This is a genomic window from Burkholderia sp. MSHR3999, from assembly GCF_000833595.1.
Classification (GTDB): domain Bacteria; phylum Pseudomonadota; class Gammaproteobacteria; order Burkholderiales; family Burkholderiaceae; genus Burkholderia; species Burkholderia ubonensis.
Window position 1 is genome coordinate 1,104,214 of the sequence record NZ_JRFO01000007.1, and the last position, 22,823, is coordinate 1,127,036.

General features: G+C 69.6%; 15 protein-coding genes and 2 pseudogenes. 7 read left to right on the forward strand and 10 right to left on the reverse strand.

What is annotated here, in order from left to right; all coding sequences use genetic code 11:
• Window positions 1-3: 3 nt before the first annotated feature.
• Genes glgB through KY49_RS28480 form a run of 3 tightly spaced genes read right to left on the reverse strand, consistent with a single transcriptional unit; the run spans window position 4 to window position 8,808 of the window.
• Entirely contained in the window at window positions 4-2,244 is a 2,241-nt protein-coding gene (gene glgB / locus KY49_RS28470) for a 1,4-alpha-glucan branching protein GlgB (RefSeq protein WP_042587711.1), read from the reverse strand.
• Window positions 2,222-5,548, reverse strand: coding sequence for a maltose alpha-D-glucosyltransferase (gene treS / locus KY49_RS28475; protein WP_042587712.1), 3,327 nt, complete (start codon window positions 5,546-5,548; stop codon window positions 2,222-2,224). The genes glgB and treS overlap by 23 nt, the downstream gene beginning before the upstream one ends.
• Complete coding sequence (locus KY49_RS28480; protein ID WP_052495800.1) at window positions 5,545-8,808, reverse strand: alpha-1,4-glucan--maltose-1-phosphate maltosyltransferase; 3,264 nt, start codon at window positions 8,806-8,808, stop codon at window positions 5,545-5,547. Before KY49_RS28480 ends, treS begins: the two co-directional genes overlap by 4 nt.
• A 17-nt stretch (window positions 8,809-8,825) precedes the next feature.
• On the opposite strand from KY49_RS28480, the gene KY49_RS37790 reads away from it, so the two are divergent.
• Window positions 8,826-9,032, forward strand: a complete 207-nt coding sequence (locus KY49_RS37790; RefSeq protein ID WP_143136268.1) for a hypothetical protein — start codon at window positions 8,826-8,828, stop codon at window positions 9,030-9,032.
• A gap of 417 nt (window positions 9,033-9,449) precedes the next feature.
• Here the strand turns inward: KY49_RS37790 and pcaG are convergent, their stop codons facing one another.
• From pcaG to KY49_RS28495, 3 genes are all read right to left on the reverse strand, one after another.
• Window positions 9,450-10,052 (reverse strand): protocatechuate 3,4-dioxygenase subunit alpha, encoded by a 603-nt coding sequence (pcaG, locus tag KY49_RS28485; protein ID WP_042587713.1) that lies wholly within the window; start codon window positions 10,050-10,052, stop codon window positions 9,450-9,452.
• Between the two features lie 3 nt (window positions 10,053-10,055).
• Entirely contained in the window at window positions 10,056-10,763 is a 708-nt protein-coding gene (gene pcaH / locus KY49_RS28490) for a protocatechuate 3,4-dioxygenase subunit beta (RefSeq protein WP_042587714.1), read from the reverse strand.
• A 289-nt stretch (window positions 10,764-11,052) separates the two neighbouring features.
• A complete protein-coding gene (locus tag KY49_RS28495) occupies window positions 11,053-11,730 on the reverse strand; it encodes a YebB family permuted papain-like enzyme (protein WP_082062461.1) in 678 nt (225 codons plus the stop codon).
• Between the two features lie 121 nt (window positions 11,731-11,851).
• Here KY49_RS28495 and KY49_RS28500 point away from each other — a divergent pair, with 121 nt between their 5' ends.
• The 4 genes from KY49_RS28500 (at window position 11,852) to KY49_RS28515 (ending at window position 14,553) form a co-directional block, all read left to right on the forward strand.
• The gene (locus KY49_RS28500; RefSeq protein ID WP_042587715.1) at window positions 11,852-12,589 is read left to right on the forward strand and encodes a helix-turn-helix domain-containing protein; all 738 of its coding nucleotides are present in this window, start codon (window positions 11,852-11,854) and stop codon (window positions 12,587-12,589) included.
• 125 nt (window positions 12,590-12,714) lie between these two features.
• The gene (pcaQ, locus tag KY49_RS28505) at window positions 12,715-13,710 is read left to right on the forward strand and encodes a pca operon transcription factor PcaQ (RefSeq protein WP_042587716.1); all 996 of its coding nucleotides are present in this window, start codon (window positions 12,715-12,717) and stop codon (window positions 13,708-13,710) included.
• A 110-nt stretch (window positions 13,711-13,820) separates the two neighbouring features.
• Window positions 13,821-14,180 carry a type II toxin-antitoxin system RelE/ParE family toxin gene (locus KY49_RS28510; protein WP_042587717.1) on the forward strand — a complete coding sequence of 120 codons (360 nt, stop codon included), beginning with the start codon at window positions 13,821-13,823 and terminating at the stop codon, window positions 14,178-14,180.
• 76 nt (window positions 14,181-14,256) lie between these two features.
• Window positions 14,257-14,553, forward strand: coding sequence for an XRE family transcriptional regulator (locus KY49_RS28515; RefSeq protein ID WP_042587718.1), 297 nt, complete (start codon window positions 14,257-14,259; stop codon window positions 14,551-14,553).
• 1 nt (window position 14,554) lies between these two features.
• On the opposite strand, the pseudogene KY49_RS37795 reads toward KY49_RS28515, so the two are convergent.
• From KY49_RS37795 to KY49_RS28525, 3 genes and pseudogenes are all read right to left on the reverse strand, one after another.
• A pseudogene (locus tag KY49_RS37795) lies at window positions 14,555-14,719 on the reverse strand (amino acid permease); the annotation flags it as partial.
• A gap of 120 nt (window positions 14,720-14,839) precedes the next feature.
• The gene (locus KY49_RS28520) at window positions 14,840-19,222 is read right to left on the reverse strand and encodes a DEAD/DEAH box helicase (protein WP_042587719.1); all 4,383 of its coding nucleotides are present in this window, start codon (window positions 19,220-19,222) and stop codon (window positions 14,840-14,842) included.
• Between the two features lie 126 nt (window positions 19,223-19,348).
• Window positions 19,349-19,873 (reverse strand): metal-dependent hydrolase, encoded by a 525-nt coding sequence (locus KY49_RS28525; protein WP_042587720.1) that lies wholly within the window; start codon window positions 19,871-19,873, stop codon window positions 19,349-19,351.
• A 279-nt stretch (window positions 19,874-20,152) separates the two neighbouring features.
• Between KY49_RS28525 and ggt the strand changes: the two genes are divergently transcribed.
• Both ggt and KY49_RS28535 read left to right on the forward strand, forming a co-directional pair.
• Window positions 20,153-21,874, forward strand: coding sequence for a gamma-glutamyltransferase (gene ggt, locus KY49_RS28530; RefSeq protein ID WP_042587721.1), 1,722 nt, complete (start codon window positions 20,153-20,155; stop codon window positions 21,872-21,874).
• An 18-nt stretch (window positions 21,875-21,892) separates the two neighbouring features.
• Window positions 21,893-22,285: a winged helix-turn-helix transcriptional regulator gene (locus KY49_RS28535; RefSeq protein WP_042587722.1), complete on the forward strand. Its 393-nt coding sequence runs from the start codon at window positions 21,893-21,895 to the stop codon at window positions 22,283-22,285.
• 11 nt (window positions 22,286-22,296) lie between these two features.
• Here KY49_RS28535 and KY49_RS28540 read toward each other — a convergent pair.
• A pseudogene (locus KY49_RS28540) lies at window positions 22,297-22,458 on the reverse strand (TolC family protein); the annotation flags it as partial.
• Window positions 22,459-22,823 lie beyond the last annotated feature (365 nt).

The following is a 22,823-nucleotide window of genomic DNA, read 5'->3' on the forward strand; positions in this document are numbered from 1 at the left end:
GACTCACTCCTCCGGGAGCAGAAACACGCAGGCGAGCGGCGGCACCGTCAGGCTGAGCGAGGCGGGCAGGCCGTGGCTCGGTTCCGGCACGGCCGTCACGCCGCCCCCGTTGCCGATGCCGCTGCCGCCGTAGCAGGTCGCGTCGCTGTTGAGAATTTCGCGCCAGCGGCCCGGCCGCGGCACGCCGACGCGATAGCCGACGCGCGGCACCGGCGTCAGGTTGAGCGCGACCAGCACCGGGCCGGACGCATCGGACGCGCCGCCGCGGCGCAGGAACACGAACACGCTGTTGTCGCGGTCGTCGCCGACGACCCACGCGAAGCCGTCGGCCTCGGCGTCGCGCGCATGGAGCGCGGGGAGGCCGCGATAGCAGCGGTTCAGGTCGCGCACGAAGCGCTGCACGCCCCGGTGGTCCGCATCGTCGAGCAGGTGCCAGGCCGGCGAAGCATCGTGATTCCATTCGGAATCCTGGCCGAACTCGCCGCCCATGAACAGCAGCTTCTTGCCCGGATGCGCCCACATGAAGCCCAGGTAGGCGCGCAGGCCGGCGAAGCGCTGCCAGCGGTCGCCGGGCATGCGGCCGAGCAGCGAGCGCTTGCCGTGCACGACCTCGTCATGCGACAGCGGCAGCACGAAGCGCTCGGAAAACGCGTAGATGAGGCCGAAGGTCATTTCGTCATGGTGATAGCGCCGGTAGATCGGGTCGCGCGACATGTACTGCAGCGTGTCGTGCATCCAGCCCATGTTCCATTTGTAGCTGAAACCGAGCCCGCCGGCGGCGACCGGTGCGCTCACGCCGGGCCACGCGGTCGATTCCTCGGCGAAGGTCGCCGCGCCCGGGCACCGTTCGGCGACGACCGTGTTGAACCGGCGCAGGAACTCGACGGCTTCGAGGTTTTCGCGGCCGCCGTGGACGTTGGGCACCCACGCGTCCGGCGCGCGGCTGTAGTCGCGGTACAGCAATGACGCGACGGCGTCCACGCGCAGGCCGTCGACGTGATAGCGCGTCAGCCATTCGAGCGCGCTGGCGAGCAGGAAATTGGCGACTTCGTTGCGGCCGAGGTTGTAGATCAGCGTCTGCCAGTCCTGGTGAAAGCCTTCGCGCGGATCGGCGTGCTCGTAGAGCGCGGTGCCGTCGAACTGCATCAGGCCGTGCGGATCGGTCGGGAAGTGCGCCGGCACCCAGTCGAGAATCACGCCGATGCCGGCGCCGTGGCAGCGGTCGACGAAGCCGGCGAAGGCAGCCGGCTCGCCCAGGCGCGCCGTCGGCGCGAACAGGCCGAGCGGCTGGTAGCCCCACGAACCGGCGAACGGATGCTCGGTGATCGGCAGGAATTCGATGTGCGTGAACCCCATGTCGGCGACGTACGGGATCAGCCGGTCGGCCAGCTCGTCCCAGCGCAGGCTGCGCGCGCCGTCGCCGGAATCGCGCAGCCACGAACCGGCGTGGACCTCGTAGATCGACAGCGGGGCGTTTGCGGCCTGGCGCTGCGCGCGCGTCGCGAGCCACGCGTCGTCGCTCCACGCGAACGGCGCGGGATCGGCCACGCGCGATGCGGTCGCCGGCGGCAGCTCCGTCGCGCGCGCGACGGGGTCGGCCTTCGGGTGGAGCAGGCCGCCGTGCGGGCCGATCAGCTCGTACTGGTAGCGCTCGCCGACACCAAGGCGCGGCACGAACAGTTCCCAGACGCCGGCGTGATGGCGCAGGCGCATCGGATGACGCCGGCCGTCCCAGCTGTTGAAGTCGCCCACCACCGACACGCGCCGCGCGTTCGGCGCCCACACGGCGAAACGCACGCCCGCCGTGCCGTCGATCGTCATCGGCTGCGCGCCGAGGCAGTTGCCGAGTTCGAGATGCCGGCCTTCCGCGAGCAGGTGCAGGTCGAGGTCGCCGAGCAGCAGCCCGAAGCTGTACGGGTCCTCGGCCACGTGCTCGGCGTCCGGCCAGCGCACGCGCAGCCGGTACGCGGGCGCGGCGGCCTGGCCGCTTTCCGGCAGCGCGCCGACGAACAGGCCGTCGGGGTGCGCGTGCGCCATCGGCACGCGGATGTCGCCGTCGAGCTCGAGCGACGCCGCGAGAGCGCCGGGCAGAAACGCGCGCACGAGCCAGCGGCCGTCGACGCGATGCGGCCCGAGCAACGCGAACGGATCGGCGGCGCGCCCGCTGATCAGGGCTTGCAGGCTCGCTTCGCAGAGTCCGGCGAGCGGGTCGGAGCGGTCCTCAGCCACGGGGCGCCTCCCCATGCCGGGCAAGCAGCCGCCGGGCGAGCTCGGCCATCCCGCGCAGCGGCACCGGCACCCACGCCGGACGATTGCGGAATTCGTAGACGATCTCGTAGGCGGCCTTTTCGAGCAGGAACGCATCGAGCAGGGCCGCGCGGCCCGCGGATTCGGCCAGGCCGGGCGGCGCCGTGCCGACGGCGGCGCGGTACGCGTCGAGGAACGCCGTGGCGGCGCGGTCCATCGCCTCGCGCAGGAACGCATCGCGGCGCGCCAGCAGCGGCTGCGGCATCTGCTCGCCGGCATGGGTGACGGCGTAGCCGACATAGTCGAGCGAGCGCAACAGGCCGGCCACGTCGCGCAGCGGGCTGGCCTTTTCGCGCCGCTCGGCAAGCGGCCGCACCGGCTCTCCCTCGAAATCGATCAGGCAGGCGTCGCCCTGCGCCACGAGCACCTGGCCGAGATGGAAATCGCCGTGGATGCGCTGGCACGACGTGCCGGCGCCATCCCGGCACAGCCGTTCGGCCAGCGCCAGCAGCGGCGCGCGCTGATCGACGAGCCGCCGGGCCAGTTGCGCGGTCGCCTTGTCGCTCCATTGCCGGTCGAGCGCGAGCAGATCGAGCGCATCGTCGACCTGGGCCCGGACCCGGGCGGCCCAGACGTCGCAGTCGTCCGGCGTGGCCCGTCGCGGCGCGAACTCCGGCTGCTCGCTCGGCTGCGCGAGCACGCCGTGCATTTCGCCGAGGCGCCGCCCGACCACGCCGGCAAAGCGCGTGTAATCGGCGGTGTCGTCGTCCGATGCGTCGGCGACGTCGGTTTCGTGCGACAGTTCCTCGGTCAGGCGGGTCAGCGTCTCGAACGCCCAGTCCCACGCGTTGCCCTGGTTCTCGACGAAAGCCTGCAGGATGGCAAGGGTGTGCGGCGTGCCGGCGGCATCGCGGCGGCGCACTTCGCCGAGCCACGCCGGGGCGTTGGCGAAGCCGTGCTCGCTCAGGTAGCGCCCCATTTCCGCCTCGGGGTGGACGCCCGCGACGACGCGGCGCACGAGCTTGAGCGCCAGCGCGTGACCGATCGCCAGCGTGCTGTTGGTCTGCTCGGCGGCGATCCAGTTGATCTCCGCATCCGCGCGATACATCTCGGCCGTGAGCGCGGCCGACGCGTCGCATTCGATCACGTCGCCATCGGCGTGGCCGCCCACGGGCAGGCGCGCCTGCCTGCGCATCGCGTCGCACAGGGCGCGCGCGAACGGCGCGACGGCGAACGCGTCGGTCAGGAAGCCGACCTGCGGCCCGCACCGGATGCGCGCCAGCGCCAGCTGGCCGGGCAGCGGCGGCAGGCCCGGCTGATCCCACGCGACCGCGAGCGGCAGCAGATAGTGCTCGGTGGCGGCCTTTCCATCCGTCTCGATTTCGCTTTCCACCTCGCACAGGAACGTCGGCGTCGGCGTGCCTTCGAGCGCCGTGATGCCTTCCAGGCGGGCGCGATGCAGCTTGCCGTTCTTGGACGCGAACCAGCGCCGCCTCGGAAGGTACTGAGGCAGCGCCTTCTGCTCGAGCGCCTGGCGGTGCGCGCCGCTGAGCACCGGTTCGCCGGCGCGCCAGACCAGGGTGATGAATTCCGGCAGTTGCTCGGACGGCTCGGCGTTCCACCGCGGCGCCTGCGTATCGTCGCTGAGCTCGAACCAGTAGAACCCATACGGCGGCAGCGTCAGCAGGTAGGTCAGCTGGCCGATCGACGGAAACGCCGAGCCGCCGAGCAATTCCACCGGCGTGCGCTTCGCGAAGCGCGAAAGATCGAGCTCGACCGCCTGCGAGGCGCGCGACAGATTGGCCACGCACAGCAGCGGCGGATCGTTCTCGTATTCGCGCAGGTAGGCGAGCACCTTGCGATTGACCGGCTGCAGGAACTCGATCGCGCCGCGCCCGAACGCGTGGTGGCTGCGCCGCGTGGCGATCAGGCGCCGCGTCCAGTTCAGCAGCGAGTGCGGATCGCGCGACTGGCTCTCGACGTTGACCGATTCGTAGCCGTACAGCGCCCCCTGGATCGGCGGCAGCGTCAGTTGCTCCGGATCGGCGCGCGAGAACCCGCCGTTGCGGTCGAACGACCATTGCATCGGCGTGCGCACGCCGTCGCGGTCGCCGAGGTGAATGTTGTCGCCCATGCCGATCTCGTCGCCGTAGTAGATCACGGGCGTGCCGGGCATCGACAGCAGCAGGCTGTTCATCAGTTCGATGCGGCGACGGTCGCGTTCGAGCAGCGGCGCGAGGCGGCGCCGGATGCCGAGATTGAGCCGCGCGCGCCGGTCGCTCGCGTAGACCTCCCACAGATAGTCGCGCTCGCTGTCGGTCACCATCTCGAGCGTCAGCTCGTCGTGATTGCGCAGGAAGATCGCCCATTGGCACGTCGGCGGGATCTGCGGCGTCTGCCACAGGATGTCGGTGATCGGGAAGCGGTCCTCGCGCGCGATCGCCATGTACATGCGCGGCATCAACGGGAAATGGAACGCCATGTGGCATTCGTCGCCGCTGCCGAAATACTGCTGCACGTCCTCGGGCCACTGGTTGGCCTCGGCGAGCAGCATGCGGTTCCGGTATCGCGCATCGAGATCGGCGCGGATGCGGCGCAGGATCTCGTGCGTCTCGGGCAGGTTCTCGTTCGACGTGCCTTCGCGCACGACCAGGTAAGGCACCGCGTCGAGGCGCAGCCCGTCGACGCCGAGGTCGAGCCAGAAATGCATCACGCCGAGCACTTCCTTGACGACCTGCGGGTTGTCGAAGTTGAGGTCGGGCTGGTGCGAGTAGAAGCGATGCCAGAAGTACGCGCCGGCGACCTCGTCATAGGACCAGTTCGAGACCTCGGTGTCGAGGAAGATCACGCGCGTGCCCGCATATTCGCGGCCGGTGTCGGACCAGACGTAGTAGTTGCGATGCGACGAGCCGGGCTTGGCGCGGCGCGCGCGCTGGAACCATGGATGCTCGTCGGACGTGTGGTTGATGACGAGCTCGGTGATCACGCGGATGCCGCGCGCGTGCGCGGCGGCGATCAGGCGCTTGATGTCGCCGAGCTTGCCGTAGTCGGCGTGCACGTCGCGATAGGCGGAGATGTCGTAGCCGTCGTCGCGGCGCGGCGACGGGTAGAACGGCAGCAGCCAGATCGCGTCGACGCCGAGCTCGGCGATGTAGTCGAGCTTGGCCTGCAGCCCCGCGAAATCGCCGATGCCGTCGTTGTTGGCGTCGAAGAACGACTTGACGTGCAGCTGATAGATCACCGCGTCCTTGTACCAGAGCGGATCGGCGGTGAGGCGTTCGAAATACGGTTCTCGTTTCATGGTGAGGCCTCGCCGTCAGGCGGGCGCACGGCCCAGATCGCGTAGGGCGCGTCGGGCGCGAGCCGCACGTGCTGGCGCTTGCCGTGGAACGCGAAGCGCGTGCCGTCGAGCAGGTTCTCCGCGGCCAGCACGGCGTCGTCGGCGAGGCCCCACTCCCATAGCGGCACCTCGAAGTCGGCCTCGTGCGCGGCGAACGGGTCGAGATTGATCGCCGCGAGCACGACGTCGTCGCGGCGCGGCGTGGTCTTGGCGAAGTAAAGGATGTGCGGGTCGAACGCGTTGTGGAAGGTCAGCCCGCGATGCGTGTGCAGCGCCGGATGGGCGCGCCGGATGCGATTGAGCTGCGCGATCTCCCGCACGATGTTGCCGGGCCGGTTCCAGTCCCACGCGCGCAGCTGGTACTTCTCGGAATCGAGATATTCCTCGCGGCCGGGCAGTGCCGCCGATTCGCACAATTCGAAACCGTTGTAGACGCCCCATAGCCCGGAGAGCAGTGCCGCGAGCGCGGCCCGGATCAGGAAGCCGGGCCGGCCGCTCGTCTGCAGGAACAGCGGATTGATGTCGGGCGTGTTGACGAAAAAATGCGGCCGGAAGTACGCGGCGATGTCGGGCCGGGTCAGCTCGCCCAGGTAGTCGATGAATTCCTGTTTCGAATGGCGCCACGTGAAATAGGTGTACGACTGCGAGAAGCCGATCTTGGCGAGCCGGTACATCATCTTCGGCCGCGTGAACGCTTCGCTCAGGAACACCACCTCGGGATGATCCGCGCGCACCGTCGCGATCAGCCATTCCCAGAATGGCAGCGGCTTGGTATGCGGGTTGTCGACGCGAAACAGCGTGACGCCGTGCCCGATCCAGAACAGCACGATGTCGCGCAGCGCGAGCCACAGGCCCGGCATGGCGTCGTCGGTATAGAAATCGACGTTGACGATGTCCTCGTATTTCTTCGGCGGGTTCTCCGCATAGTGCAGCGAGCCGTCGGGGCGCCAGTCGAACCAGCCCGAATGGGACGTGAGCCACGGATGGTCCGGCGAGCATTGCACCGCGAAGTCGAGCGCGAGGGCCAGGCCATGAGCGTGCGCGGCCTCGTTCAGGCGGCGGAAATCGTCGAACGTGCCCAGCGCCGGGTGCAGCGCGTCGTGGCCGCCTTCCTCGGCGCCGATCGCATACGGGCTGCCGGGGTCGCCGGGTGCCGCGGACTTGCTGTTGTTGCGGCCCTTGCGGTGCTTCGTTCCGATCGGATGGACCGGCGGAAAGTAGAGCACGTCGAAGCCCATCGCGCGGATCGCCGGCAGGCGCGCGATCACGTCGTCGAACGTGCCGTGACGCGACGGGTCGTTGCTCTGCGAACGCGGGAACAGCTCGTACCAGCTCGCGAAGCCGGCCAGCGCCGGCTCGACGTCGACCGGCTGCGGCGGCAGGTGGCGCAAGACGTACGGGCGGAAGCGGGCCGCCGCCACCGCGTCGGCCAGCGTCGGGGCCGTCAGCGCCGAGAGCGTGTGGCCGGCATCGAGCGCATCGTCGACGCGGCACGCATGCTCGAGCGCCAGCCGCGCGCGGGCGGTGACGGCGTGTCGCGCGACGTCGGCAAGGATCAGCGCGCCTTCGCGCAGTTCGAGCGTGATGTCCAGCCCGGCATCGACCTTCTTGCCGACTTCGCGGCACCAGTTGACGTAGGGATCGCGCCACGCCTCGATCGTGAATTCGTAGCGGCCGATCCGGTCGGGCCGGAATTCGGCCGTCCAGCGATCGTTGCCGAGCGGCGCCATGTCGACTTCGCGCCAGTCGGCCGCGTCGACCGGGCGCCAGAGCAGCACGGCCGACGGCACGTCGTGGCCGTCGATGACGACGTCGGCCTCGACGCGGATCGCTTCGCCCGCGACGCACTTGACCGCGAAGCGGCCATTGTCCACGGCGGGCGTGATCGCATCGATGAAGAGGCGCGGTGCGCGCACCGCGTCTTCCGCGGCCCGCACGGCCTTGTCGGCGGCATGACCGCCGCCGTGCGCGCGCGCGGCGCGGCCGGCCACCGGCGCCGGGCGCGTGGCGCGCCACGCGCGCACCTCGCCGGGCGCCAGCCTCACGGTGTCGAGCGGCTGCGGTGCGCCGACCGGTGCGTCGTCGTCGTCGAGCGGCTGCACGTGCGTGCAGTCGTGCCACGACCAGCCGGCTGCGTCGAGCGACGCGGTGTCCGACAGGCTGATGTTGGCGGCGACGATCCGTAGCGGCTCGCGTCGCCGACGGTCGCAGGGCACGCGCGCGAATACCGCGATCGGCGCGGACGGGCCGGCCAGGCGTTGCAGCTCGACACCGCCGTGCAAGTCCACCCTGTCGGCGGCCCGGCGCGCAAGGCGAGCGTTCCCGCGTGCGATGGCGTGACCGAGGTTGAACGCTGCGGCCTGCCAGGCGGCACTCAAGTCGGCGGGCGTGCGAATGGCGCGCCAGACCGGACCGGACCACGCGAACTCCATTCCGGCCGGCACGAGGATGCCGTCGCCGAGCTCGAAGGCGACGGCGAGTGCGCGCTGGCACGCCAGCATGCGGTGCCGGGACGGCACGGCGTCGAGCGCGCGCCCGCCGAAAGGATCGTCGGCCAGCGCGATGCGGCACGGGCTCGTCGCCAGGTCCGCATGCTCGTCGAGCAGCCATGCGGCCCGCAAATCCCACCAGCACGACGACAGGAACACACCGTCAAAGCGGGCGGCGGCGTCGATCATGCGCGCGCGAGGCAGGCCCGGCGTCCACGCAAAAAACGCGGTGCCCGGCCGCGCGGCGCGCACGCGTCCCAGGCAGTCCGACCATTGCGCGATCGGCATCGCGTCGACGCCACGCAGGCAGAAACCGGCAACGCCATACCCGGCCAGGGCGATCAAGCGCTCGGCCAGGTCGTCGTCATGCGGCGCAGCCGGCGCGTGGGGCGGCGATGCCGCGACCGGCGGCGCGCGGCGCGGGTCGGGCAGGGGATCATCGGCGCATGCGCCGTCGACGGCGAATGACGGCGCAGCGGGAGCGGCCTGGCGCTCGATCACGAGATCGAGCGCCAGGCCGCTGGCGCGCGCGGCGTCGGCGTAAGCGGCGAGCGGCTCGACGGGCTCGCGCAGGGACGCGCCGCACGCGGCGAGCGTCGTCAGGATGCGCGAGAAGCCCATCTCGGCGGCACGGCCAACGCACTGCAGCCACGCGTCGCGGTCCAGTGCGAACGCAAGCGGCAGGCAGTAGATGCACGGAGCACCGCTGGTAGTGCTTGGCGGTCGTGTCATCGGCGACGATCTCCGGAATGGACGGCACCGATGGGGCCGCGCAATTTCCGTGCCGCTGCGTGACCGGATTCGATTCGTCCTGCGTCGAAGCACGACGATTGCCGCAGGAAAAACACACGCCGCCTGAAGCGGCGGGCGGGGCGAAAACGGGCGCGCCCGCGCTGCGGGGCACCGCGTCGGCGCGGTCCGTTTCCCCGTCAGGAAAGAACTTCAATCGCTTGTAGAAGTTGGCCGTGCAACCCGCGCGGGCAAAAAAACGCGCGACTGCCATATGGTCGGACAGCCGCGCTCAAAGGCACTCGGTTGAACATCCACGCCAATCCGCGGTTGAGCGGCAGCGCATGCCGAACGGAATTATTGCTCGCGATGATGCAATAGCGTTCGTCGAATGCCGATAGCATAGGCTATGCCGCATAACGCGCAAGGGAAATCGCGGCAAACGGTTGCAATATCCGCCAGAGCCCCGTTTGGCGGGGCTGAGCGGCCTTTCATCCGACTTTCCGTTGCTGCGCAATTCGGCGTTTGCCGAATGACGCCGCGCTGCCGCCCGCAAAACGAAACCGCCGCGCGCGACGATGCTGAACGCATCGCCACGCGCGGCGGCGGGCAAGCAACGGGGCCGGCCTGCGCCGGCGCATCGCTCAGACGTCGAAGAACACCGTTTCGTCCGGACCCTGCATGCGGATGTCGAAGCGATAGATCGTCGGTCCGCCCGGCTGCGTTTCGCGCTTCGCGACGAGCGTCGCGCGGCGCTCGGCCGGCACCGCGTTCAGCACCGGGTCGGCCGAGTTGGCCGCCGCTTCGTCGTCGAAGTACACGCGGGTGAATGCATGGGTGAGGATTCCGCGCATCATCACCGTCACGTTGACGTGCGGCGCGGCGTCGTTGTCGGCGGCGGGGGTCCGGCCCGGCTTGACCGTTTCGACGACGAAGCGATGCTGCGCGTCGGTGCCGGTGCCGACCCGCGCAAAGCCCGCGAAACCGGTCTGCGCGATGTCGGCGCGCGACGCCGGATAGCGGCCCGCGCCGTCGACCTGCGTGAATTCGAGCACCGCGTCGCTGACGACGTTGCCGTCGCCGTCGAATACCCGGCCGACCAGCAGCACGTGCTCGCCCGCCGCGTGCGGCGCGGCGATCGTCGGCGTGAACAGGCTCTTCAGATCGTAGTTGTACTGCTGCGGGCACAGGCCGTAGGCGAAGTACGGGCCGACCGTCTGCGAAGGGGTTTGTTTCAGCGTCGTCATGGTTCAGCGCTCCATCGGGGTGGCGTCGCGGCCGCGCAGCACGATGTCGAATTCGTAGCCGAGCGCATAGCCTTCTTCGGTGATGTCCAGCGAGAAACGCGAGATCAGCCGGTCGCGCGCCGCTCCGGGCGTGCCCTGGAAGATCGGGTCGTACGCGAGCAGCGGATCGCCGGGGAAGTACATCTGCGTGACGAGGCGCGAGCCGAAGTAGTCGCCGAACAGCGAGAAGTGGATGTGATTCGGACGCCACGCGTTCGGGTGGTTGCCCCACGGATACGCGCCCGGCTTGATCGTCAGGAAGCGGTAGCGGCCTTCGTCGTCGGTCAGGCAGCGGCCGGCGCCGAGGAAGTTCGGGTCGAGCGGCGCGTCGTGCTGGTCGACCTTGTGCACGTAGCGGCCGGCGGCGTTCGCCTGCCAGACCTCGACCAGCGTGTTGCGGACGGGCTTGCCGCCTTCGTCGAGCACGCGGCCCGTGACGACGATGCGCTCGCCGAGCGGCTCGCCGTTCTTCACCGCGTTCTTCGTCAGGTCGTGGTCGAGCGCGCCGAGGTCTTCGGCGCCGTACACGGGCGCGTGCTGGTCGCGCAGCTTCTCCTTCAGCGGAATCAGCGGCCGGGTGGGGCCGCGCTTCACCGACGAGCGGTATTCGGGGTGGATGTACGCGGGATGCGACGGCCAGTCGCGCGGCGTGAGGATCGTGGGGGAATCCATCGGGCGTCTCCTGATAGGTTTTCGACAGAGGTGATGGGAGGACTTTAGCCAATCCGGAAAGTTATGCAAAATGACGTTTTTTCGCTGGACGCATAACCAATCGTTATGTGATGCGCCAATGAAGAAACCGCCGGACGGCGGCTGCCGCTCCGGCGGATAAAGCGATCGGGCTCGCGTATCGTCGGTGACGAACGTTGCACGGCCCTCCAGCCAGCCCGTCGCTGCTTGTTTTTCGTTTTTCTCGTTGTTGTCCTGCGTGGTCTCCGTCGCGCTCGACGTATTCGGCGCGTCAGCCGCGGCGCGGGTCGAACACGATCCCGTCGAATTCGAGCGTCAGCCGGCCGCAGCGCAGCAGGCTCGCGGGCGTGACCGTCTCGCGGGCCCACGGAATGCGCCCGAAATACCACAGCCGCCAGAAGCCGAGCTTCGCGCCGGGGCGGCGCGCGAGCAGCGTCGAGAACGTCTCGACGTCGCCGACTTCGATGCCCGTCGCGTCGCCGAGCACCTCGCGCACGTAGCGCGAGCAGAACTGGCGCCGCGAGCGCAGGTTGAAGCCGGTGTCGTACAGCGTGCCGATCCGCCGTTCGGCGGCGGCCTGCATCCGGCGCTGCTCGTCAGCGGTGGGCGGCGTCGCGAGCCGCGCCAGCGCGAGGCGGCCGCCTTCGGAGCGCTGGACGAAGCGCGTGAGCGGCGTCAGCTTCGCCCACGGAAACGTGCTCTCCGCGACGACGGGTTCCGCGCCCGACGTGTCGACGACGATCCCGACATGGTTGGTCCACGTCCCCGTCGCGTCCGCCACTTCGCGGAACAGGCGCACCGGCACGCGGATGAACACGAGATCCCCGACGTGCGCGCTTGCGGCAAGCGTGCGCACGGTCGCGAGCGGCAACGCGCGATCGGTTTCGCGGGCGTCGCGCGGCGCGGCGCGATGCGGGGCGGCTGCGGCGGTTTCGGTTCGGATCGTCATCGCATCTCCGTCGATCAGTGACAGGTCGGAGCGGATTATGCAGACAAGTATCGAAAACCGTGCGACAGTACGCGCCGGTAGCCTGGAGTTTTACTTTAAGCATCATTTTTAGATACCGACCATGACTGAAATCGCCCAGCTCATCGATACGCTGAAGCGCCTGCTGAAGGCGCAGGGCATGACTTACCGCGACGTCGCCCGTTCGCTCGCGGTGTCCGAGACAAGCGTGAAGCGCCTGTTCGCGAGCGAGCGCTTCACGCTCGAGCGCATCGTCCAGATCGGCGAACTGCTCGGCTACACGCTCGCCGAGCTCGTGCAGGAAGCGTCGGCCTCCGCGCCGCGGCTGCACGTGCTGACCGAGCAGCAGGAAGCGCTGCTCGTTTCGGACGAGAAGCTGCTGCTGGTCGCCGTCTGCGCGATCAATTACTGGACCGTGGACGACATCGTCGCGGCCTATCGCGTGACGAAGGCCGAATGCCTGAAGTACCTGCTGATGCTCGACCGGATGAACGTGGTCGCGCTGCTGCCGGGCGACCGGATCCGCGTGCGCGTCGCGCGCGACTTCGACTGGCTGCCGGGCGGCCCGATTCGCCGCTACTTCCACGCGCATGCGCTCGGCGATTTCCTCGACAGCCGCTTCGACGGCCCCGGCGAGACGATGACGTTCTCGCAGGGGATGCTGACCGAGGCGGCCGCCGCGGAGCTCGAGCAGGAGTTGCGCCGGCTGCGCAACAAGGCGGCCGCGCTGCATGCGGAATCGTCGTCCGCGCCGCTCGGGCAGAAGCACGGCACCGGGCTGCTGATCGCGAAGCGGATCTGGGAGCCGGCCGGTTTCGAGGCGCTGCGGCGGGCGGCGTGACGGGGCGGCGGCGGGCGGAGAGCGAACGACCCGCAGCGGCGGACGAAAATCGGAAGGCAGCGCTTGGGCGTACGCGAAAAGTTATGCAAAATGGCCATTCACGATCATTTGCATAACCATTCGTTATGACTAACCGTATCGCCGACGGCCGCGTCAAGTTCCGGCACCTGCAGTGTTTTCTCGCGGTCGCGCAGTTGGGCGGCGTGCAGAAGGCGGCCGAGAGCCTGTCGATCACGCAGCCGGCCGTCTCGAAGACGATCGCCGAGCTGGAGTCCATCCTCGGCGTCAGGCTGTTCGAGCGCAGCCGGCAGGGTGCGCGCCCGACGCGCGAAGCGCAGCTTTTCATGCCGCATGCGAACGCGTGCGTGCTCGCGCTGCGGCAAGGCGTCGGGCTGCTCGCGCACGACGGCGGCGGCGCGGCGGCGACGCTCGAGATCGGGATGCTGCCGACCGTCGCGGCGTCGCTCGCGCCGGCGTTGATGAAGGCGCTTGCCGTGCACTGGCCGCGCGTCGTCGTGCGGCTCGCGACCGCCGCGAATGCCGAGCTGCTCGAACGCCTGAAGGCGGGCGCGATCGAATGCGCGATCGGGCGGCTGTCGGAGCCGGAGCGGATGGTCGGGCTCGCGTTCGAGCAGTTGTACAACGAGCCGCTCGTCGCGGTCGTGCGCGCCGGACACCCGCTGATGGCGAGCGTCGCGCCGGCCGCCGAGCTTGCGCGCTACCCGGTCGTGCTGCCGCCGTACGGCACGCTGATCCGGCAATCGGCCGAGCAGTTGCTCGGCGCGTGCGGCGCGCCGCCGCTGGACGCGTTCATCGAAGTGCTGTCCGTGTCGGTCGCGCGCGCGCTCGCGCTCGAGAACGACGCGGTCTGGTTCGTGCCGCAGTATGCGGCCGAATACGACCTGTCCACGGGTGCGCTCGCGCGACTGCCGCTGCCGTCGGCCGGCACCGACGAGCCGGTCGGCCTGATCCTGCGCACCGATGCCGAGCCGTCGCCCGTCGCGCGCACGCTGATCGACGCGGTGCGGGAGATTGCGCGGGCACGGTTCGGTGACGGGCGGCCGGGGGAAGCGTCGCCACGCGGCCGCAAGCGGACGCGCGGCGACAAGGCAACGGAATAGCGCCGAATCGCACCGCGGCGCCTGCCGCGCGAGATTGGCCGGACGGTCGAGGTTCGCTTTCGCCGCACTTGGCATATCGTATCAATTTTGGTACGCTTGGTGTCAGGACGATGACGAGGCAACTGTTACAGGCGACGTTGAGCGTGCGGTTCTTCTGCACGGCTGGCGGAAGCGAACCGGTCCGCGAATGGCTCAAGGGGCTCGATCAGGCGGAGCGGAAGGCGATCGGCGAAGAGATCAAGACCGTTCAATTCGGCTGGCCGCTCGGCATGCCGCTGGTCCGGAAGATGTCGAAGGATCTGTGGGAGATCCGGGTCACGCTTCCGACGCGAATCGCGCGAGTCTTCTTCACCGTCGTCGACGATGCGATGGTCCTGTTACACGGGTTCATCAAGAGGTCGCCGACCACACCGCCGGACGATCTCGACGTCGCAAGGTCTCGACTGAAAGCCGTGAGCAACGGCATCTGAATTCCGCGTGCGCGGCGCCGGTTGGTGCCATCTGGGACGACCGGGCAGCGGGCAACGCAAAGCAAAGGAGTACGACATGACGACCACGACCAATCGCCACATCGGCGGTGACTTCGACGCTTTCCTCGAAGAGGAAGGCCTCCTCGAGGCGGCCACCGCGACCGCCATCAAGCGGGTGATCGCGTGGCAGATCGGGCAGGAAATGAAGGCGCAGCACATCACGAAGACCGCGATGGCCGCGCGGATGAAAACCAGCCGCGCGGCGCTCAACCGCCTGCTCGACGAAACCGACACGAGTCTCACGCTGACGACCCTCGCGAGCGCTGCCGCGGCGCTCGGCAAGCGCTTGAGCTTCGAGCTGGTGCCGGCCTGAGTCAACGCCCGCGGCCGGCCACCCGCAGATAGAGCAGGGCCGCACTCGCCAGCAGCAGCGGCCGGACGATATACCACCCGGTCGTCAGGAACAGCCCGGCGACCGCAACCAGCGAGATCCACGCGCAGCGATGTGCGATGCCGCTGCACGGCAGCAGTTTCAGCGCCGGCATGTAGGGACGTCTCCGGAATCGTTGGAATCGGCGCGGGAAGCCGGCGCAGCAGAACGCCCGATGGTAGCGGAACGTCCTGCCCCGTGCGTGCGGCCGTTCAGTAGTCAGCGGATGTCAGGAGCGGCGTGCGAGCCGCACGCGCGCGTCCTCGCGCGCGGCGGGCGACAGGTCGGGCGCGTAGTGGAATGCGCCGGCGACGAGCGACGCGACCGGCACGCCGTCGCGAAACAGCACGCGATTGCCGGCCAGCGCGGGCACCTTGTCGCCGGGCAGCAGCGTGCCGGCAAGGTTCAGCGGATCGGCGCCCGTCACGCAGACGAACTGGCCGCTGCCCGGCTGCCGCCGCAGCTCGCGCAGGATCGGGATCGCTTCGGGCAGCGCGAACTGTTCGCCCGCCAGCCCGGCGACGAAGCGCCCGCCGCGAATCTCGCCGCGCGCTTCCAGCCGCTGCAGCACGCGCACCAGTTCGCGCCAGCCCGGCAGCCAGTCGGCTTCACGTTCGAGCAGCCGCCAGAACACCACGCCGTAACGGCGCAGCAGCGTCCACGCGATGTGTTCGAGCGCGTCGGGATCGGTCGCGGCGAGCGTGCGCGCCGGCGGGCGCTGCGGCGTGCCGGCGGGCGGCGCGGGACGCTGCACGAGCGCCCAGCGCCCGGCGTCGTCCATGCCGCCGATCAGCGCGCCGCCGCGCCGGGTGCGCGGTGCATGGATGGCGCTGCGCTTGACCGCCGGCTTCAGCAGCGCGCGCAATCCCGCGAAGCTGTCCGCGTTCACGAGGCCCGCGGACACGAGTTCGCCGAGCGCTTGTTCGAGTTCGACGGGCAGCATGTGCAGGTCGCCGAGCAGTTCGTCGAAGAACATCGCGCCATGCGCGGCGAGCGCGTCGCGCACCTGCGCCGCGCGCGCCGACAGCGCGGGCTGCGCGGCCGGATCGCGCAGCGCCTGCCACGCGGCGAGATCGCGGCGTGGCAGCAGCACGATCGGCGTCGTCTTCACGGGCGTGCCCGCCGCGCGCGCCGGCGCGCCGATGCGGGTCCACACGAGCTTGCCGGAGCGGCACAGCTCGTCGAGCCCGCCGGTCACGTAGTCGGCCAGCCGCGCGGGCAGCAGCGCGTCTTCCCATGCGCTCGCGGCCGCTTCGTAGCCTTCGAGCTGCTCGACGACGGCGGCGAGCGCGTCGCGGCCGGCGCCGCGCGTGTCCGGCGTCAGGTGCTGCCAGTGAAACAGGAACCGCATGAAATCGGCGCGCTCGACCGGCTCGATTTCGCGACGCAGGCGCTTCACCGTGTAGCGGTGGATGCGCGCAAGCAGGTGGCGTTCGCACCATTCGTCGCCGGCCGCGGCCGGCGTAAACCGGCCGCGCATCACGTAGCCTTCCTGCTCGAGCGCGGCGAGGGCGGTCGTGACCGCTGCGACGGGCAGGCCGAGCGGCCGCGCGATCGCGTCGAGCGCGAGCGGCCCGAAGCCGGTCAGCCGCGCGCGGATCACGTCGACGAGCGCGGCGTCCGCTTCCCATGGTTCGGCGCATGCGGCCGGCACTTTCAACGCGGGCGTGCAGCGCGCGTCGGGATGCAGCGCGCGCAGGCAGACGAGCCGCTCGACCGGCACCCACAGCGCCGCGCCGCCCGGCGCGGCCAGCTTCGTCGCGCGGCGGCGCTCGGCCAGTTCCGCGAGCCACGCGGGCCAGCCGTCATGCGCGCGCGCTTCGTCGTCGGCGATGCAGGCCAGCGTGAGCAGCGCTTCGTGCATTTCGTCCGCGTCGCGCACGAGCGGCCACGCTTCGTCGCGCACCGCGGCGATCGCGTCGGCGTCGAGCGCGCCGAGATCGTCCGCGGATTCGGGGTCGCTCCAGCGGCGCGCCTGCACCGCCTGCGTGCGGCGCTCCTCGAGCGGCGCGTCGTCGAGGAACGCGTACGGCTTCGCGTTGAGGATCTCGGCCGCGAGCGGCGACGGCGCGGGCAGGTCGCGCGCGACCAGCTCGATCGCGCCGCTTTCGATCCGGCGCAGCAGCGCGAGCCAGCCGTCGGTGTCCATCGCGTCGTGCAGGCAGTCGTCGAGCGTCTGGTCGACGAGCGGATGCGACGGAATCTCGCGCTCGCCGACGATGTTCTCGAGGCACGCGACCTGATCGGGGAACACCGTCGCGAGCAGGTCGTCGCTCTTCATCCGCTGCAGTTGCGGCGCGGTCCGCTTGCCGCCGGTGAAGCGCGGCAGCGCGAGCGCCGTCGTCGCGTTCCAGCGCCAGCGCACGCCGAACAGCGGCGCGTCGAGCAGCGCCTGCACCAGCACGTGCTCGGCGCTCGCCGCGCGCAGGTAGCGCCACACTTCGTCGAGCGCGAAGCTGTGCGCGAGCGACAGCGACAGGATGATCGCGTCGTCGGTCGCGGCGGCCTGCAGCTCGAAATTGAACGTGCGGCAGAAGCGCTTGCGCAGCGCGAGCCCCCACGCGCGGTTGATGCGGCTGCCGAACGGCGAATGGATCACGAGCTGCGTGCCGCCCGATTCGTCGAAGAAGCGCTCCATCACGAGCGTGTCCTGCGTCGGCAGCGTACCGAGCGCCGCGCGGCTGCGCGCCAGGTAGTCGACGATCTGCCGTGCGGCGTCGGGCGACAACTGCAGCGCGTCGACGAGCCAGCGCAGCGCGGGCGCGAGGCGGCCCTCGGCGGCGCCGGCGCCCGCCTGCCGGTCGCCCTCGGCGAACAGCGCGTCGAGCCGCGCGCGCAGCCGGCCGACCGCGGCCGACAGCTCGTCGCTGCGTCCCGGCGCCTCGCCGAGCCAGAACGGAATGTTCGGCGACTGGCCCTGCGCATCCTCGACGCGCACGCGGCCCGTCTCGACCCGGATGATCCGGTACGACTGGTTGCCGAGCTGGAACACGTCGCCGGCCAGGCTCTCGATCGCGAAATCCTCGTTGACGGTGCCGACCTGGATGCCCTGCGGCTCGAGGAGCACCGCGTAGTCGGCCATGTCGGGGATCGTGCCGCCGGACGTCGTCGCGGTCATCATCGCGTTGCGCCGCCCGCGCACCGTGCCGCCGACCACGTCGCGGTGCAGGTACGCCGCGCGCACGCCGCGCCGGCTGGTGAAGCCTTCGGCCAGCATCCTCATCACGTCGTCGAAGCGCTCGCGCGACAGGCGCGCGTAGGGCGCGGCCTGCGTGAAGCTGCGGTACAGCGCGTCTTCCCGCCATTCGGCGCACGCGACCTCGGCGACGATCTGCTGCGCGAGCACGTCGAGCGGTGCCTCGGGAATCCGCAGCGTGTCGAGCTCGCCGCGCCGCACGCAGTCGAGCAGCGCCGCGCATTCGACGAGCTCGTCGCGCGACAGCGGGAAGAGGCGCCCCTTCGGCACGCCGCCGACGTGGTGCCCAGAGCGGCCGACGCGCTGCAGGAACGGCGCGATGCCGCGCGGCGAGCCGACCTGGCAGACGAGGTCGACGTCGCCGATGTCGATCCCCAGCTCCAGCGACGCGGTCGCGACGAGCAGCTTCAGCTCGCCGCGCTTGAGCCGCTGTTCGGCGTCGAAGCGATGCTCTTTCGCGAGGCTGCCGTGATGCGCGGCGATCGCGTCCTTGCCGAGCCGGTCCGCGAGATGGCGCGCCATGCGCTCGGCGGTGCGCCGCGTGTTGACGAACACGAGCGTCGTGCGGTGCGCGGCGGCGAGCCCGGCGATCCGGTCGTACACCTGTTCCCACACGTCGGTCGCCATCACCGGTTCGAGCGGCACGTTCGGCAGCTCCAGCGCGAGATCGCGCTCGCGCGTGTGGCCGGTGTCGACGACCGTGCAGTCGCGCGGCGCGTCGGCGGGCCCGCCGACCAGGAAGCGCGCGACCGCGTCGATCGGCTTTTGCGTCGCCGACAGGCCGATGCGCGGCAGCGCGCGTCCGGTCAGCGCGTCGAGCCGTTCGAGCGACAGCGCGAGATGGCTGCCGCGTTTGCTGTTGGCGAGCGCATGGATCTCGTCGACGATCACCGAGCGCACGCTCGACAGCATCTGGCGGCCCGACGTCGACGACAGCAGCACGTACAGCGATTCCGGCGTCGTCACGAGGATGTGCGGCGCGCGCTTGCGCAGCGCGGCGCGTTCGGCCTGCGTGGTGTCGCCGGTGCGCACCGCGGTGCGGATCGCAGGCACCGGCAGGCCGAGCCGCGCGAGCGATTCGGCGATGCCGGCGAGCGGCGCGTCGAGGTTCACGTGGATATCGTTCGACAGCGCCTTCAGCGGCGACACGTAGACCACGAGCGTCGCGTCCGGCAGCGTGCCGTCGTGCGCGAGCGCGTCGCGCACGAGCGCGTCGATCGCGCAGAGGAACGCGGTGAGCGTCTTGCCGGAACCGGTCGGCGCCGCGACGAGCGTCGAGCGGCCGGCCTTGATGTGCGGCCACGCGAGCGCCTGCGCGCCGGTCGGCGCGGCGAACGTGCGCTGGAACCAGGCGGCGACGGCGGGGTGGAACACGTCGAGCACGCTGGCGGCGGGGCGGGTGGCGGTGACGTCCATCGAAGCGGCTAAATAGGGCTCAAGCAGGGCTCAAGCTCGGCTCATGCGGGGTGCAAGCGCGCCGATGCCGCACGGCGCGCGCGAATCGTCAGTGTGCCAGACGCGGCGCGTGCGCGCCGGAAACCGCTACACGCGATGCAGCCACCCGAGCCAGTGCTGCAGCGCCGGTGCGCGCGTCCACAGCGACTGCGCGAGCCACAACGCGCCGCCCCACGCGGCGGCGACGACGATCAGGTCGCAGCTCCCGCTATTCCACAGGTTGAGCGAATGCCGCCGCCAGATCCACGGCACGCCGAGCGGGTTGGGCCAGTCGGCGAGCAGGTGCATCAGGCCGCCGCACGCGAAGCCGAACAGCGGTGCGGCCCACAGCGGGTGCGGATGATGGGTGAGCGCATGCCACGCCAGCGCGAGCAGCGCGGCCCAGCCGACGCCCCAGTGCGTGATGGTGCGGTGCGTGATCCACAGGCGGCGCTTGCGGCTCCACCAGGCGATCTCGAGCCAGTCGGGCGCCGTGCCGCCGGCGACGCCGGCCGCGAATGCGGCGGGGATGCCCAGGTGCCAGGGGCCGGTCGCGCCGGCCTGCGCGACGAGCACGGCTGCGATCAGGCCGGCCGCGAAGCCGCTCGCATGATGTGCGTTGTGTGATGCCATACGGAAAGATGAAGAAAAACGCGCGGCGCGAAAACGACGGGGCGCTATCTTCGCAGATCGGCGCGCGTCGTGGGCGGTTGTCCGGCGAATTTCGCGTTGCGATGCGCTGCATGATGCAGTGCGTGATGCGGAATGCGGGCCTTTCATCGTTGCCGCCGTGTTTGACCCTTTTTGTCCCCCTATACTACGAAGCCGGTGCATGGCCGTCGGCGCGCCGGCGGCCATCAGCGGATCAGGTGCTTTTTCCAGCCTGAAAGAGATCGACATGGGAGACATGCAATGACTACGCTGAATCGCTTCAAATCGTCCGCCGTTGCGCTCGCGACGGTGGCCGGCATCGGCTTCCTGCCGAATGCGCCCGTCTATGCAAAGGGGCCGCAGCCCGCGATCCTGACGAGCTCGGCGGTCGCGGTCGCGGACAAGTACAGCGCGGATGCCGCGGAGCGGATCTTCAAGGAAGGCGGCAACGCGATCGACGCCGCGGTCGCGATCGCGTTCACGCTCGCCGTCACGTATCCGGAAGCCGGCAACATCGGCGGCGGCGGCTTCATGACCATCTACAAGGACGGCAAGCCGTACTTCCTCGACTATCGCGAGCGCGCACCGCTCGCGGCGACGAAGGACATGTATCTCGACAAGGACGGCAACGTCGTCAAGGGCATGAGCCTGTACGGCCCGCGCGCGGTCGGCGTGCCGGGCACGGTCGCGGGCATGTGGGAAGCGCAGAAGCGTTTCGGCAAGCTGAAGTGGCAGCAGGTGATCGCACCGGCGATCCACTATGCGCGCGACGGCTTCGTCGTCGACGAGCAGCTTGCGCAGCGCGGCGTGGACGCGTCGAAGGAATTCGGCGGCAAGACCAACTTCGACAAGTACTTCGCCGGGATGAAGGCGGGCGTGAACTTCAAGCAGCCGGATCTCGCCGACGTGCTGACGCGGATCTCGAAGGGCGGCGCGAAGGGCTTCTATGAAGGCAAGACGGCCGAGCTGATCGCCGCGTCGATGAAGACCGGCGACGGCAACGGGCTGATCACGACCGAGGATCTCGCGCAATACCGCGCGACGTGGCGCCAGCCGGTCGAGGCGAGCTGGAACGGCTACCGCGTGATCACCGCGCCGCCGCCGAGCTCGGGCGGGATCGGGCTCGTGCAGCTGCTGAAGATGAAGGCGGACCGCAAGCAGGACTTCGAGGGCGTCGCGCTCAACTCGCCGCAATACATCCACCTGATCGCGGAGATCGAGAAGCGCGTGTTCGCCGATCGCGCGCAATACCTGGGCGACCCCGACTTCTACAAGGTGCCCGTTTCGCGGCTGACCAGCGACGCGTACATCTCGAAGCGCGCGGCCGAAGTGAATCCGAAGGAGCCGTCCGACACGAAGAGCGTGCAGCCGGGCCTCGGCACGGAGATGCCGGAGAAGGCGGAAACGACGCACTTCTCGGTGGTCGACAAGTGGGGCAACGCGGTATCGAACACGTACACGATCAACGGCTATTTCGGCTCGGGCGTGATCGCCGACGGCACGGGCATCGTGCTGAACGACGAGATGGACGATTTCTCCGCGAAGCCGGGCGTTGCGAACATGTTCGGCGTGGTCGGCAGCGACGCGAACGCGATCGAGCCGAAGAAGCGCCCGCTGTCGTCGATGTCGCCGACGATCCTGACCAGGGACGGCAAGGTGTCGCTCGTGATCGGCACGCCGGGCGGCTCGCGGATCTTCACGTCGATCTTCCAGGTGATCAACAACATCTACGACTTCAAGATGCCGTTGAAGGAAGCGGTCGGCGCGATGCGCTTCCATCACCAGCTGCTGCCGCCGAACACGATCTTCTGGGAGCCGTACCACCCGATCGAGGGCGACCTCGCGAAGCAGATCGAGGCGCGCGGCTATACGCTGAAGGGGCAGGATTTCAGCGGCGACATCCAGGTGATCAAGATCGACGGCAAGACGCCCGAGGCGGTCGCCGATCCGCGCGGGCGCGGGGTGACGCGGGTGATTCACTGACCGCACGCGTGCGCGTTCGTGCAAGCGGACGCGCATGCGCTAGATGGCCTGAGCCGCTTCGGTGAATTCCGGAAGAGCCCCGGCCTTGCGAAGAACATCCTGGCCGCCCGTCTGCGCAACCTGGTCGCGCACGGCATCCTGGATGCGGTGCCCGCGGCCGACGGCGGCGCGTATCACGAATACGTGCCGACCGAGAAGGGGCGTGGGCTGTTTCCGCTGCTCGTGGCGCTCCGGCAGTGGGGCGAGGATTTCTTCTTCGAGCCGGACGAGGCGCACGTGCTGCTGGTCGACCGGAAGAACGGCTTGCCCGTCAGGAGGCTGGAGCTGCGCGCGCAGGACGGGCGCGTGCTCGGGCCGGAGGACACGGTCGTGCTGCTGCCTCCCACGGCGGATGCGCCGCCACGGGACTGACGCGGCACTCGTCACTCCACGCGCGCGCCACCTGCCGCGTTGCTCTGCGGGAAGCTGTCCACCGCCACCAGCGATTGCTCGTCGAGCGTCCCCAGCACGCTCTTCAGCTTCAGCTGCAGCTTGAGCGCGTCGAGATAGCTGTCGAACAGCTTCTGCCGGATGCTCATCACGTCGCGCCGCGGGTTCGGCGTTTGGTGCTTCGTGCCGACCGGTTCGATGAGATCACGGTGTGAATACCGGACGGTCGGCAGTTTCCGATCGACGTGCAGCGAGCCAACGGCATCTTCATCTGGCACTGCTGTTATCGAGCAAGCCACGAATCGGCTTTGTGTCACGTTCAATGCGGTTTCGGTTCTCGTCGCTCGACTTACCGCGGTGCGACGCATTGAGTGGCGAGAATGTATTGCAAACGGGCAGAATTCAGCCTATAGCGGCCGCACGGCGATCGATGTCACGTATATGCGCAACCTCTCCGGGTGCGATAAAGAACATCGAAAGAAGTCGGAATTTGACATTGAGCATGTTTTTTTGTGTGTCG